12 protein-coding genes are annotated in these 13059 nt (G+C 58.0%); 6 read left to right on the forward strand and 6 right to left on the reverse strand.

What is annotated here, in order from left to right; genetic code table 11:
* Positions 1–33: 33 nt before the first annotated feature.
* The 4 genes from spoT to CLR77_RS01650 all read right to left on the reverse strand — a co-directional run bounded on the left by spoT (position 34) and on the right by CLR77_RS01650 (position 4369).
* Positions 34–2169 carry a bifunctional GTP diphosphokinase/guanosine-3',5'-bis pyrophosphate 3'-pyrophosphohydrolase gene (spoT, locus tag CLR77_RS01635; RefSeq protein WP_143269346.1) on the reverse strand — a complete coding sequence of 712 codons (2136 nt, stop codon included), beginning with the start codon at positions 2167–2169 and terminating at the stop codon, positions 34–36.
* A gap of 260 nt (positions 2170–2429) precedes the next feature.
* The gene (gene rpoZ / locus CLR77_RS01640) at positions 2430–2642 is read right to left on the reverse strand and encodes a DNA-directed RNA polymerase subunit omega (RefSeq protein ID WP_097458844.1); all 213 of its coding nucleotides are present in this window, start codon (positions 2640–2642) and stop codon (positions 2430–2432) included.
* Positions 2643–2762: 120 nt separating this feature from the next.
* On the reverse strand, positions 2763–3395 hold the full coding sequence (gmk, locus tag CLR77_RS01645; RefSeq protein ID WP_097458845.1) for a guanylate kinase: 633 nt from the start codon (positions 3393–3395) through the stop codon (positions 2763–2765).
* A gap of 107 nt (positions 3396–3502) precedes the next feature.
* On the reverse strand, positions 3503–4369 hold the full coding sequence (locus CLR77_RS01650) for a YicC/YloC family endoribonuclease (RefSeq protein WP_097458846.1): 867 nt from the start codon (positions 4367–4369) through the stop codon (positions 3503–3505).
* Between the two features lie 256 nt (positions 4370–4625).
* Here CLR77_RS01650 and rph point away from each other — a divergent pair, with 256 nt between their 5' ends.
* The gene (gene rph / locus CLR77_RS01660; protein WP_227519767.1) at positions 4626–5345 is read left to right on the forward strand and encodes a ribonuclease PH; all 720 of its coding nucleotides are present in this window, start codon (positions 4626–4628) and stop codon (positions 5343–5345) included.
* A 54-nt stretch (positions 5346–5399) separates the two neighbouring features.
* On the opposite strand, the gene CLR77_RS01665 is transcribed toward rph, so the two are convergent.
* Positions 5400–6179 carry an exodeoxyribonuclease III gene (locus CLR77_RS01665; protein WP_097458848.1) on the reverse strand — a complete coding sequence of 260 codons (780 nt, stop codon included), beginning with the start codon at positions 6177–6179 and terminating at the stop codon, positions 5400–5402.
* Between the two features lie 81 nt (positions 6180–6260).
* Here CLR77_RS01665 and pyrE point away from each other — a divergent pair, with 81 nt between their 5' ends.
* Both pyrE and CLR77_RS01675 read left to right on the forward strand, forming a co-directional pair.
* Positions 6261–6908 carry an orotate phosphoribosyltransferase gene (gene pyrE, locus CLR77_RS01670; RefSeq protein WP_097458849.1) on the forward strand — a complete coding sequence of 216 codons (648 nt, stop codon included), beginning with the start codon at positions 6261–6263 and terminating at the stop codon, positions 6906–6908.
* Between the two features lie 253 nt (positions 6909–7161).
* A complete protein-coding gene (locus CLR77_RS01675; RefSeq protein WP_097458850.1) occupies positions 7162–7860 on the forward strand; it encodes a DUF4124 domain-containing protein in 699 nt (232 codons plus the stop codon).
* A 31-nt stretch (positions 7861–7891) separates the two neighbouring features.
* On the opposite strand, the gene CLR77_RS01680 is transcribed toward CLR77_RS01675, so the two are convergent.
* Entirely contained in the window at positions 7892–8263 is a 372-nt protein-coding gene (locus tag CLR77_RS01680) for a hypothetical protein (RefSeq protein WP_097458851.1), read from the reverse strand.
* A gap of 246 nt (positions 8264–8509) precedes the next feature.
* Here CLR77_RS01680 and pap point away from each other — a divergent pair, with 246 nt between their 5' ends.
* From pap to trhP, 3 genes are all read left to right on the forward strand, one after another.
* Positions 8510–10024, forward strand: coding sequence for a polyphosphate:AMP phosphotransferase (gene pap, locus CLR77_RS01685; RefSeq protein ID WP_097458852.1), 1515 nt, complete (start codon positions 8510–8512; stop codon positions 10022–10024).
* Position 10025: 1 nt separating this feature from the next.
* Complete coding sequence (locus CLR77_RS01690; protein WP_227519768.1) at positions 10026–11324, forward strand: MgtC/SapB family protein; 1299 nt, start codon at positions 10026–10028, stop codon at positions 11322–11324.
* Positions 11325–11448: 124 nt separating this feature from the next.
* Complete coding sequence (gene trhP, locus CLR77_RS01695) at positions 11449–12807, forward strand: prephenate-dependent tRNA uridine(34) hydroxylase TrhP (RefSeq protein WP_097458853.1); 1359 nt, start codon at positions 11449–11451, stop codon at positions 12805–12807.
* The last annotated feature ends 252 nt before the right edge of the window (positions 12808–13059 follow it).

Raw genomic sequence — 13059 nt, forward strand, 5'->3', positions numbered from 1 at the left:
AAGGTCGATAGTCGCCGGGAAGCGACGCCCCAGTCAATGACGAACGCGGGAAATATTGGTGACAGCGCGAATATTGCGGATGCGGCGCATGACTCGCGCCAGGTGTTTACGCCCCTGGACCTGAACAACCAGACTGATGCTGCTGAGATGGGCGTCCTGCTCCTCGACACCGATACGCTCGATGTTGCCGTCCGCCAGCGTTACCGCGTTGGCCAGCTCCGCGATGACACCACGCTGACGCTCCAGTTCGACACGGAGTTCCACCGAGAACTCACTGGTAATGTCCTTGGCCCAGCTCAGATGCACGAGGCGGTGGTTGTCGTCCGGATGCAGGCGGATCTTGTCGCAGCTTTCTGAGTGAATCACCATACCGGTGCCTGAATCCATCAGGCCGACGATGGGATCGCCCGGGATCGGTTTGCAACAGGTCGCAAACCGCAACAATAGCCCCTCGGAGCCATGAATCGTCACAGTCCCCGCCTCGGCGCCCTTGCCGAACTCCAGAGTATTGTCGCTAGCCGCCACATCCGTGTCGCCGGGCAACAGTTGGCGGGCCACGATGTAGGCCATCCGGCTTCCCAGACCGATTTCAGCCAGCAGGTCGTCGAACGTCGACACCTGGTTATGACTGATGACACGCTGAATCCGCTCCGGGCTGACGTCGGAAAGCTTGATGCTGAAACCATTGAGGGACTTTTTCAGCAGTGTACGGCCCAGTTCGACCGATTCTGTCCGTCGCTGATGCTTGAGGTAGTGGCGAATACTGCTCTTGGCTTTACCGGTCATGACAAAATTGAGCCAGGCCGGATTGGGGCGGGCACCGGGCGCGGTAATGATCTCGACCGTCTGACCGCTTTGTAACGGGACACTCAGCGACGCAAGATTGCGATTGACACGACAGGCGACACAGGCATTACCAATGTCCGTGTGAATGGCGTAGGCAAAGTCCACCGGCGTCGCACCGGCCGGCATTTCAAGAATCTTGCCTCGCGGCGTAAACACATAGATCTCGTCGGGAAACAGGTCGACCTTGACGTGCTCGATAAACTCCAGCGAGTCGTCCGCCCGCTCGCGCATTTCCATCAAACCGCGCACCCAGCGATCGACGCGCTGCTGATTGGCCTGACTGACACTTGAATCCTCACTCTTATACAGCCAATGCGCCGCGATCCCGTTATTGGCGATCTGCTCCATCTCCTCAGTGCGGATCTGGATCTCGATATTCACGTGCATCCCGAACAGCGTGGTATGCAGGGACTGATAGCCATTCGCCTTGGGCATGGCGATGTAGTCCTTGAAACGACCGGGCAACGGCTTGTAAATGCTGTGTACGGCACCAAGGATTCGATAACAGTCATCGACGCTGTCCGTGATGATACGGAACGCATAGACATCCATAATTTCATGGAAGGGTTTGTGCTTGAACTTCATCTTGTTGTAGATGGAGTTCAGGTGCTTTTCCCGCCCCAGGATCCGCCCCGGCAAGCCACGCTCCGCCAGTCGCTCTTCCAGGCGCCCCTGGATTTCCTCGATGATCTCGCGATGGCTACCCCGCAGCGTCTCAACCGCTTTGCGGATATAACGCGAACGCATGGGATAGAGGGCACTGAATCCCAGATCCTCCAATTCCACGCAAAGGCTGTGCATCCCCAACCGATTGGCAATGGGCGCGTAGATATCGAGAGTTTCAGTCGCAATACGGTGGCGCTTCTCATAGTTCAGCGGCCCCAACGTACGCATGTTGTGCAGGCGGTCGGCCAGTTTCACCAGGATGACGCGGATATCCCGCGCCATCGCCAACGTCATTTTCTGGAAATTCTCGGCCTGCGCTTCTGCCCGGGTACGGAATTCGATCTGGGTCAGCTTGCTGACGCCGTCAACCAATTCCGCCACAGCCTCACCGAACTGCTCGTTCAGTGCCTCCTTTGGAATACCGGTGTCTTCGATGACATCGTGCAGCATCGCCGCCATCAGGCTTTGATGGTCGAGGTGGAGGTCTGCCAGAATCGTGGCTACAGCCAGCGGATGGGTGACATAGGGCTCGCCGCTGCGCCGAAACTGCCCTTCATGGGCCTGTTCGGCATAGAAATAGGCACGACGCACCTGGTTGATGCGAGCATCATCCATATAGTCATGCAGGCGTTCGGCTAGCGCTTCTATCGTCGACACGTATCCACCTCTGGAGGGTGCTTCCTGCGCACACTCGTCATCTTGTGACCGGGCGCAACCACCCAATTTCAATACTATACAGGGTTCACTATAAAAGCGGTGGCGGCAAATTCAAGGAGGCTATAAGGGTAATAGCCATAAGTGGTAATACCTGAGCAGAAGCGACTACCTGCAGGCGAAGGCCTTAAGAATCCGGCCCACAAAAAAAGCGCCGCGATCAGAGACCGGGGCGCCTTTGCGACGTGTGACAAAAGGCCCTGTCAGCCCTCATCGTCCTCGTCGAGAATACTTTTATCGATCTTGCCGAGAGCGATCTCCCGCAGCGCAATAACCGTCGGCTTGTCGTTCTCCTCCGGCACCATCGGATCGCGGCCCCGGTTGGCTATCTGACGTGCGCGGCGCGAAGCCACCATGACCAGTTGGAAACGGTTATCCACCATATCCAGACAATCTTCAACCGTAACTCGTGCCATGATAACCTCGTTATTCAGTCGACCTATTTACACATAATGTCCTGCGCCCAAGACTCGATAACATGAGCCTTTGCGGACCGCGAATTCTAACCAAAAGCTGACGAACTGTACAGCGCCCGATCAGCTCCCTGCCACCAGGCTTTCCAGAAGAACCTCCTGGCGAACCTTCTGCAGCCGGATGTTGAGACGCTGGGCCCGCACAATGGCCAGCAGGTCGGCCAGGGCTTCATCAAACTGATCATTGACAACGACAAAATCAAACTCGAAGGCATGGCTGCACTCCACCGCAGCTTCGTGCAGCCGACGCTCGATCACCTCCGGCGAATCCTGCCCGCGACCGACCAGGCGTTCACGCAACGTCTGGCTTGAAGGCGGCAGGATGAAAATACTGACACAGTCCGGCAGCAGGCGACGTACCTGCTCCGCACCCTGCCAGTCGATTTCCAGAATGACATCGCGCCCCGTCGCCAAGGTGTCTTCCACCCATTGCTGGGAGGTGCCGTAGTAGTTGCCGAAGACCTCGGCATGCTCGAGAAAAGCGGCGTTGCCGATCATATCCTCGAAGCTGGCGCGATCGACAAAATGGTAGTTCACGCCATCCTGCTCCCCGGGACGCGGTTGGCGTGTTGTGTGTGACACTGAAACGCACAGGCGCGAATCCCGCTCGAGCAGCGCGTTCACCAGACTGGTCTTGCCCGCCCCGGAAGGGGCGGATATCACATAGAGGGTGCCCCGCTCAATAGCCGCGCTCATACTGATCTGCTCCTGTTCCTGTGCCGACGACCTGAATTAAGCCCGCCATTGTAACCGGAACGAGGGCGGGAATCCGCCCTTTGACGGTGCAGAACGATACACCCCATCTATTCGATGTTCTGGACCTGCTCCCGCATCTGCTCGATCAACACTTTCAACTCCACCGCCACCTTTGTCACATCGGCATCGATAGACTTGCTGCTGAGCGTATTGGCCTCGCGGTTGAGTTCCTGCATCAGGAAATCGAGACGCCGACCGATGGACTCATCACGATCGAGCGCCTCCCGGATTTCCTTGATATGCGCATCAAGGCGGTCCATCTCCTCGGCGACGTCGCATTTCTGCGCGAGCAGCACCATTTCCTGGGTCAGCCTGTCGCTCTCGAGTTCGACGCGAGCATCCTCAAAGCGTTGCCGCAACTGCACCTGCTGCCTCTCTAGCAGTTCAGGCATGCGCTGACGCACGACTCCCACCAACTCATTCATACGATCCAGGCGTTCGTCGAACAGGGGGCGCAAACGTCCGCCCTCACGCTCCCGCACGGAAACCACTTCACGGAGCGTGGCCTGCATCAGCGCACGCGCGGCTTCCTTCACCGGCTCCATATCGAATTCGGCGTTTTCCAACACCCCTGGCCAACGCAGAATATCGAGGGCATTGATATGTGCAGGGTTATCGAGCATACGGTTGATGAGGTTAGCGGCCTCATTGACTTGTTCAGCCATCACCTGATTGATCGAGAGCGTCCCACCGGCACCTTCAGTGAGCTGCAGACGCATGCCGATATCGACCTTGCCACGTCGCAACTGGTCCCGAACCAGGTCGCGCATCGTGACCTCCAGATCCCGCAGCGATTCCGGCAAACGGAACTGAGGCTCCAGATAGCGATGATTCACGGTCCTCACTTCGCAGGTGAGCGATCCCCATTCCGCCTGAGTTTCCTGGCGGGCAAAAGCCGTCATACTTCTGATCATCAACACTCCTCTACCCGGACTCTCGCCGGACACTTCAATTCGATCTGGCACACGACATCGGTGAGCCCGAAACATTCAAACGCCTCGCGGCCCGGATGGGCATTGAGGTCTTCGATAGCCACGACTGTATCATCTTCACTCCCATGGAGGCATCCGATCCATGGAGCCACAGCAAGAGCCACGCGCCGGAGAAGCATGCCTACAGGCTCGTGCTACAATGCGAGCCCATTCAGATTTAAGGCAAGAGACAGTACCCATGATGAGACCCAGCGGACGCACACCGGAACAGACTCGCGATATCCGTATCACGCGCCATTACACCCGGCACGCGGAAGGTTCCGTTCTCGTCGAATTCGGCGACACCCGGGTTCTTTGCACCGCCACGGTTGAGACCGGCATTCCCCGCTTCCTGAAAGGAACCGGCCAAGGCTGGATCACCGCCGAATACGGCATGCTACCGCGCTCGACCGGTCAGCGCATGGGCCGCGAAGCCGCGCGCGGCAAGCAGGGCGGACGCACCGTTGAAATCCAGCGTCTGATCGGCCGTTCCTTGCGCGCCGCCGTCGACCTCAAAGCGCTTGGCGAACACAGCATCACCGTGGACTGCGACGTCATTCAAGCCGATGGCGGCACCCGTACCGCCTCCATTACCGGGGGCTGCGTGGCCCTGGTCGACGCACTAAACCATATGGTGAAGGCAAAAATGATCCCCCGCAATCCACTGCTGCAAATGGTGGCGGCGATCTCCGTTGGCGTCTATGAAGGTGCGCCGGTACTGGACCTGGATTATCCGGAAGATTCCGCGGCCGAGACAGACATGAACGTTGTCATGACCGACAAGGGCGGCTTCATCGAAGTTCAGGGTACAGCGGAAGGCGCGCCCTTCGAGAGAGACCATCTCGATGCCATGCTAGCACTGGCTGGCCGCGGCATCGATCAACTTTTCAGCATCCAGAAAGCAGCACTGGAAGGCTGAAACTGACCACAAAAAAAGGCCGCCCTTGGGCGGCCTTTTTTCATCCGGCATCCTTCATTCCATTGGGATCGCATAATCCATCACGATCGGCGCATGATCGGAAAAGCGGGTATCGACATCGATAAACCCACCCTGCACCGTATTGCGCAGCCCGGGCGTCAACATCTGGTAGTCCGTGCGCCAGCCCGCCTGCTTACGCCAGCCCTCGGCCCATTCCGGCCACCAGGTGAATTGGCCGCCCTGGCGATTGACCTCGCGGAACGCATCGATATACCCCATGGTATCGAAAACCTCGTCCATCCAGGCCCGCTCATTCGGCAGGAATCCGGACACTTCCATCTTGTGGTAGCGCGGACTGGCATCGGTCACCAAGTGCGCTGTCTGGAAATTGCCGCAGAAAATAAACTGGCGCCGCTTACGCAGCGTCTTCTGCAGGTGCACCTGGAAAGCCTGAAGGAATTCGTCCTTGTGCGCCTGCCGGGAGGGATCTCCAAGCGCGCAGGGCGCCAGCACGCAGCCGACACTGGCACGCTCGAAATCAGCCTGGATGAAGCGACCTTCCCGGTCAGCCGACTCGTGGGCGAAACCGTACATGATGGCCTTGGGAAAGTGGCGGGTATAAATGCCGACACCACCATCCTCGTTATGCTCCCCGTCGATGAAATAGGCTTCGTAACCATCCGGTCGCAGCGCTGGCTCATCCTCGACTTCATAGGCACGGACGCGATGATCCTGCACACAGATAACATCGGCGTTCTGGCCGGCAACCCAGTCGAAAAACCCATTTTCGACGGCCTGCCTGAGCCCGTTGACGCTGATGGATACAACCCGCATAGATGTTCCCTGATTTAGTTTGCGTGTATGATACCGTTTTAATACTTTTTGAAAAGAACCGGTAGAAGATACTCGCCGCCCATGGAGCATTATCAGCAGCAGTTCATCGAATTCGCCATTACCCGCAATGTTTTGCGTTTTGGCGAGTTTACGCTCAAATCAGGACGCATAAGTCCTTATTTTTTCAACGCGGGACTCTTTCATACCGGTTCCGACCTCGCCCACCTGGGACGCTATTACGCGGCGGCCTTGCAACAGTGGGGTCTCGAATTCGATGTCCTGTTCGGCCCAGCGTATAAGGGCATTCCCTTAGCTGCCGCAACAGCCATCGCGCTCTCCGAGCATCACCAGCAGGACATCCCCTGGTCCTTCAACCGCAAAGAGAAGAAAGACCACGGCGAAGGCGGCAACATTGTCGGCGCACCGCTTCAAGGGCGAGTGCTGATTATCGACGACGTCATTACCGCCGGCACAGCCATCCGCGAATCCATGCAGATCATCCGTGATGCCGGCGCAGAGCCCGCTGGCGTCCTGATCGCCCTCAACCGCCAGGAACGCGGCAAGGGACAGCAGTCGGCGATCGAAGAAGTCGAAGCCGAATACAAGGTTCCCGTATTCAGCATCGTAGAGCTCAACCAGATTCTGGCCTATCTCAGGGAAACCCCTTCCCTGGCACAATATGCCGAAAGCGTGGAAGCTTATCGCGCCAAGTACGGCAGCGCCGGCTGAGTCGAATTCGGCAGCGCCGTATCCACTCGTTTCGCTTCAGGCTACACCGCCCAGATGACAGCCACCGGGATCACGCCCAATCCCGGTGCCTGCTGCCACTTTATGGACCGTCGCAAAGCCACCCCGGACCAGTCTGTTCTGGCGACCTAACCGGGAAAATGTATACTTTTTCAGGTGCCGACGCAGGTTCCCGGAACTTTTGTTATGCTTAGGAGACTTAAGCAAACCGGGCACTCCCTGCTAACTCATCATTATGATAAAAGTACTTAGCAAATCCCCTGCCACGCTCTTAAAGCACATCGCGACGCTATCTTCATTCCTGCTACTCGGCTTGCCGGTGGCTCAGGCAGCCACCCTGTATCGATATATCGATAGCCAGGGTCACCCAGCCATCAGCGGCACGGTGCCGGATGATGCCGTCAAGCGCGGCTACGAAATTCTCAGTCCCAATGGCCGCGTCATCAAGACGATCCCTCCCGCGCCCACTGCCGCTGAGCTAAAAGCCAAAATGCAGGCAGAGGAAGCTCGTAAGGCGAAGGCGCAGGAAATCGCCGACCAGAAACGTCAGGACGAGATACTGCTACGCAATTACAGCTCGCCGGATGACGCCATCCGCGAACTACATCGTCAGTTGCAGGAGATGAACAGCCTCATCAATCTCAAGCGCGGCAACATTGCTATTCTGCAGTCGCAACTCGAACAGGAGCAGGAACAGGCCGGCAATTTGCAACGTGCGGGACGCACGGTGCCGAAAGGCGTGCTTGAAAAGATGCAGCAGCTACAGAAACACATCCGTTCCGTTCAGCTGGAAATTGCTGGACAGAAACAGGAAATCGACAATGTCGAAAAAAATTACCGGGAAAAAGTGACGCGACTTGAGCAACTGACAGGGGAAAAGCCGACGCTACCCTTCGCCTTACCTCTGGACAAGACGGCGTCAGAAAACCAGTGAGGCATGCCTCACTGGCTTTCTGTCCTGCCGATCAGGCCGTCGCTGCTTCGGCTTTTTTCGCGCTCGAAGTCTTGCGAGCAGCCGGCTTACGCGGCGCAGGCTTGGTCGCCTCCTCAACCGCTTTGGCTTCTTCTGCCACTTCCTTCTCGAACCGACCGATCAGGTCGCCGGCATAGCCACCCAGACGCTTGTTCAGCGTACGCAGCGAGTCATACAGGCTGGCAACGTATTCGTTATGACGCTCACGAACCGTCTTAACACTGTAGCTCTTGGCTTCGGCTTCCACTTTTTCCGCCAGTTCAAAAGGCTTGGCTGAGAGCGTCTTGTACTGCTCTTCAACGTTGTTGATGCCTTTTTCGATGGCTTCCTGTACTTGCTCCTGATACGACTTCAGCTTGCCCATAACGACCTCCAACCACGGATAAACGTCAGACGTTGCATAACGTCCCTTATGACCACGAACTGGGACGATAAAGATAAAAATTAGAATATTCATACTAGGGATAAGGCTCGTGCGCTTTTTCCGTCTAACTTTTGATCTCAGCGAACTTCCACGCCCGAGTCACGCCTTATACTGTTTCCGATGCCTTCGACTCAGCTCGAAGGCAGTGACGACCGACACGGACATCTTGATTTAGGCGCCAAGACGATGCTGGAAACTGCGGAACTGGGAAGAACCCTGGACAAGGCTCAGTACAAGGAAGCGCTGCCCGCCCTGCGCAGAACCCTGCTCGACCTGCAATTCCAGCTGCGTGACACCGACCGGACGATCATTCTCATCCTCGAAGGTCTCGACAACGCCACCAAGGGTGAGGTCGCCAACGTACTCAACGACTGGCTGGATACCCGCGGCGTGGAATTCCATGCCTTTGGCCCGAAATCCGATGAAGAACTGGAGCGCCCACGTTTCTGGCGTTATTGGCGGGCGTTGCCGGGGCGCGGCCGCATTGGCATCTTTCACAGCTCCTGGTACACCGGCACACTGGTGCAGTATGCCCTTGGCCAGATCGACGATGACACGTTCGACCGCCACATGCAGCGCATCAGCCGCTTTGAGCGCATGCTGGCCCACGACGGCGCCGTCTTCGTCAAACTCTGGCTACACCGTTCAGAAAAACACCAGAAAACCTACCTGAAACAGCTGGACCACGAGCCCAACGCCCGCTGGATGGTATCCAAGCTGGACCACACGCTACACGCCAGTTACCACCGACTGGTCGCCGGTGCGGAGCGAGCCATGCGCCACACAGACCACCGTGAAGCGCCCTGGACTGCCATCGAGGCGGCCGACCACCGTTACCGCAACCTGATGGCCGGAGAACACCTGAGGGCGGCACTGGCCGGTGAGTCACTCGTCGATGTTTCGAAAGTCCACCGGGAGCACCATCACACTGACGGCACCATCCTGGATAAGCTGGATCTGGATCAGAAACTCTCCAAAAAGGATTACCGCCAGGCGATCGACGAAAAGCTGCTGACGCTCAACAAGCTGAGCTGGCAGGCCTATCATGCCGGCGTCTCACTCTCGCTGGTATTCGAAGGCTGGGATGCCGCCGGCAAGGGCGGCGCCATCCGCCGCATCATGCGCGGTATCGATGCCAGAGTCGCACAGGTTATCCAAATCGCCGCGCCCAACGACGAAGAGCGCGCCCACCACTACTTATGGCGCTTCTGGAGACACGTGCCGCGGGCCGGGCGCGTTACCATCTACGACCGCAGCTGGTACGGTCGCGTCCTGGTCGAGCGGGTGGAGGGCCTGACACCGGAACATCGGTGGCACGAAGCCTATGCCGAAATTAACGATTTCGAGGAGCAACAGGTGGAGCATGGCGTCGTCGTGCTGAAGTTCTGGTTGCACATTGACCCTGAAACCCAGCTTCGCCGCTTCAACAAGCGCCTGGAAACGTCCTACAAGCACTACAAACTCACTAACGAAGACTGGCGCAACCGCGACAAGTGGCCGACCTACGCTGAAGCCGTGGAGGAAATGATCAGCCGCACCAGTACAGATATCGCGCCATGGCACCTGATTGCCGCCAACGACAAACGCTACACCCGGATACGTGTACTGGAAATCGTCTGTGAGGCGCTGAAGGCCCGCTTGCACGACCAGGCTCACAAAGAAAGACACAAACACAAGTCCGCGCTGAACGGAGACGAGTAACGTGAATGATTTTGCCCAGTCCCTATTGATGGATAATCGGGCACTGATCGGCCTCACTGTCGCACTTCTCCTGGGCACCCTGATCGGCATTCAACGCGGCTGGCGGGATCGCGACCAGGAGGCCGGGCAACGGATCGCTGGCATCCGCACCCACGCGCTCACCGGCCTGCTGGGCGGACTCGGCAGTTTGCTGGCAGAGCAATTTGGCCCCTGGATACTGGTGTCGCTGATCGCCAGCTTCTCCCTGATCGGCATCATCGCCTACCGCGCCAGGGTGGACTCGGTAAAAAACTACAGCATTACAGGGCTGGTCGGACTTCTGCTCACCTTGATGTTCGGAGCACTGGCAGTCCTGGGCGAGATCGAGATCGCCGCTATTGCTGCGGTCGTGACAGCCCTGATCCTTGATAACAAGGATGAAATTCACGGTCTGCTGCGCAAACTCCAAGCCCATGAACTGGACGCCGGACTCAAGCTACTGCTGATTACCGTGGTGGTACTGCCGCTGCTGCCCAATCGGGGCTTCGGCCCAGGCGAGGCGATTAACCCCTTCCAGCTTTGGTGGATGGTGGTGCTGATCGCGTCCATATCCTTCGTCGGCTACTTCGCGGTTCGGGTGGGTGGCGCCGAACGTGGCATCCTGTTTACCGGACTCTTTGCCGGACTCAGTTCATCCACGGCGTTGACGCTACATTTCGCACGCCTTTCCCGCGAATCGCGGGAACTCAGCCCGCTTCTGGCAGCGGGCATCCTGATGGCGTGCGGCACCATGTTCCCTCGCATCCTGATCCTCTGCACAGCCGTCAATCGTGCCCTGATCCCCCTCATTATCGCCCCCGTTCTGGTGATGGCCGCGCTGCTGTATATTCCAGCCCTGATTATCTGGTATCGGTATCGGCACCACTCCGTCACAAGCCCTCACCTGCAGCAGAACCCGCTCGACCTGAAAGCCGCCCTCACCTTCGGCGTGCTACTGCTGGTCGTCATGCTGGCGGGCAACTGGTTGCGCGACTGGCTGGGGAGCGCCGGGGTGTACCTGCTGGCCGCCAGCTCGGGCATCAGCGATGTCGACGCCATTACCCTTTCGCTGGGACGCATGACTGGCCAAGGCCTGGACCTGCACACCGCCGTCGTCGGCATCATCATCGCGGCCTCGGTCAACAGTCTGGTCAAGGCGACCCTGGCTGCGACGGTCGGCCAAATGGCACTGGCCCGCCGCGTAACGATCCCCCTGGTTTTGGCCATCATTGGCGGGCTGGCTGTGGCCTGGCTGGTGCCCTCGCCGGCGCTACCGGGCTGACCTGGGGCAGGCTGCTGCTATCTGAAACGGGTTCTGGTAGAATGTCCGACCCCAATACTCGGGTATTCCACCCGCGTGGAACCATTTTTCAAAATCTGTAACCGATAGCTTGTAGGTGCTGGCCATGACTCCGGAACTGCTCTCCCCCGCTGGGACGCTGAAAAACATGCGTTACGCACTCGCTTACGGAGCCGACGCCGTCTATGCCGGTCAGCCCCGCTACAGTCTGCGAGTGCGGGAGAACGACTTCACGATGCCGCGACTCGCAGAAGGCATCGAGCTGGCGCACAGTTTGGGCAAGCGCTTCTACGTCGCCGCCAACATCGCGCCACACAACAGCAAGGTGCGCACCTTCCTGAAAGACATCGAACCGATCGTGGAGATGCGTCCGGATGCGCTGATCATGTCCGATCCCGGTCTTATCATGATGGTGCACGAACGTTGGCCCGAGATGCCGATCCACCTCTCAGTGCAGGCCAACGCCGTCAACTTTGCCACCGTGAGATTTTGGGGAAAGCAGGGCATCAGCCGCATCATCCTGTCCCGCGAGCTGTCCCTGGAGGAGATTGGCGAAATTCGCCAGGAATGCCCTGAGATGGAGATTGAGGTCTTTGTCCATGGCGCCCTCTGTATGGCCTACTCAGGCCGCTGCCTCCTGTCAGGCTACATCAATCACCGGGACCCCAACCAGGGCACCTGCACCAATGCCTGCCGTTGGAAATACAATGCCGTGGAAGCCAAGCAGGACGAAGCCGGCAACGTGATCCCTGTGACACAGCTGGAGTCCGGCGCTGCACCCGGCCAATGGTCGCCGGAGGAAGGCTCGTCGACGCTGGGCGAAGGGACGCCCACCGACAAGATGTTCCTCCTCCATGAGGAAGGCCGTCCCGATGAGCCAATGACCGCCTACGAGGACGAGCACGGCACCTACATCATGAATTCGAAAGACCTGCGAGCCATCCAGCATGTCCAGCGTCTGACGGAAATGGGCGTCCACTCGTTCAAGATCGAAGGCCGCACCAAGTCCCATTACTATGTCGCCCGCACCGCACAGGTCTACCGGCAGGCGATCGACGATGCGGTTGCCGGTCGCGAATTCAACCGTGGTCTGATGGACGAGCTGGAGAAGCTGTCTAATCGAGGCTATACCGAAGGCTTCTACCGCCGCCACGTCCATGACGAATACCAGAACTACAAAGACGGCAACTCACGCTCCCAGCAACAGCAATTCGCCGGAGAAATTCTGGAATTCGATGCGCAGAGCAACACCATCCTGGTCGAAGTGAAAAACCGCTTTGAAAAAGGCTCGTCGATGGAATTGATGACACCCACCGGCAATCTGGTGTTCAACATCGAGTCCCTCGAAAACCGCCGCGGCGAGCAGGTTGACGTTGCCCCCGGCTCCGGTCACCAGATGCGCATCCCGCTGCCGGCTGACGTCGGCGAAGGACTGGAATACGGTCTGCTTTTACGGAATCTGTAGAGTACCTGACGAAAAGGCCGGCAACAATTGCCGGCCTAGGCCCACCACCCATCAATCACGACGCTATTGGCGTCATATTTTAATTGGCATCACTTACGTAATCTTCACTTGTATCAACTCATCAAATCCGCATAATCCCTCTTGTTCCGATCAAGGTGTACGGACCAAATCTTGCCAGCGGCCGCAGAGCCGCACATCATTCATAACCGTAGGCAATGATTCGCATGGCTTTTCTTTCATGCGCCAACTTGG

This window comes from Mangrovitalea sediminis, assembly GCF_002514725.1.
Taxonomy (GTDB): domain Bacteria; phylum Pseudomonadota; class Gammaproteobacteria; order Pseudomonadales; family Oleiphilaceae; genus Mangrovitalea; species Mangrovitalea sediminis.